Annotated in this window: 1 protein-coding gene; it reads left to right on the plus strand. The window is 55.3% G+C overall.

Going from position 1 to position 1113, the window contains the following annotated elements; all coding sequences use genetic code 11:
- The first annotated feature begins 78 nt into the window (after positions 1 to 78).
- Positions 79 to 1095 carry a dipeptidase gene (locus NKH42_RS31115; RefSeq protein WP_352974839.1) on the plus strand — a complete coding sequence of 339 codons (1017 nt, stop codon included), beginning with the start codon at positions 79 to 81 and terminating at the stop codon, positions 1093 to 1095.
- Positions 1096 to 1113: the final 18 nt, after the last annotated feature.

Raw genomic sequence — 1113 nt, forward strand, 5'->3', positions numbered from 1 at the left:
CCTTGACAATTCTGGATCCAAGTGGTTTATATTCAGATGCCCCGCTGGCAAGCTGGCGGACTTTCTGGGAGGAATGGCTTGGACGCCGAAAGAATTCACCGCGATGCGGTCATAGTTGATGCCGTCGCGCCGCTTCTTGATAAGAAAAGATACGTGGAGTCCTACAAGGTCGGTGGCGTTACCTGCGCGGCTCCGACTGTTGCGGGAGAGACCGACTCGCCCGCACTTGCCCTCAAGGCGATCGGGAGTTGGTTGCACTCTATACGCTCCAGGAAAGACCTAAAGTTGGTGCAAAAAGCATCAGACATCGAAGCGGCGAAACGCGATGGTCAAATGGGGATTCTCTTCCATTTCCAGGGCACAGGACCTTTTGAGACAGATCTTAACCTCGTTGAGGCTTTCCAGGCGCTTGGCGTCCGGATGGTGCAGCTTACATACAACAGGAAGGATTACGTCGGAGACGGATGCGAAGAAGAGATCGACGGCGGGCTTAGCAGGTTTGGCAAGGCACTCGTCCGCAGGCTGAATGAGAACAGGGTTATCGTCGACTGTACCCATACCGGCTATAAGACGACAATGGATGCCTTGTCGCTGACGACGAGACCTGCGGTCTTCTCTCATTCGAATTCTGCCGCCGTGTTTCCCAGCAAGAGAAACATCCAGGACGACCAAGCGAAGGCGGCGGCGGCCACGGGAGGGCTTGTCGGCGTCACCGCTGTTCCTTGGTTCATCGTGCCCGCCAATGGCGGAGCGGCGCGTCCCTCGCTTGATGATCTGATCGCGCATATCGACCATTTCGTCTCACTCGTTGGCATTGATCACGTAGGCCTGGGACTAGATTACTGGTGGGGAACACTTCCGTTCTCGGACCTCGAAGCAGCGATGTCCGACTGGGAGCAAGCCGTTAGCAAAGGTTTCTATACTCCAGAGGTCTATCCCCCCCCACCACACTACAACCCGCCTGAAATTGAAACGCCCGAAATGCTCCTCGGAATGACAGAGGGGCTTATCCGACGCGGGTACAAGGAAAACGATGTCCGCAAGATATTGGGATTGAACTGGCTGCGTGTTTTCCGAGAAGTCTGGGGAGAGTGATCTTGTGGCTTTGAACCT

This window comes from Mesorhizobium sp. M1142 (genome assembly GCF_040318565.1).
Classification (GTDB): Bacteria; Pseudomonadota; Alphaproteobacteria; order Rhizobiales; family Rhizobiaceae; genus Mesorhizobium.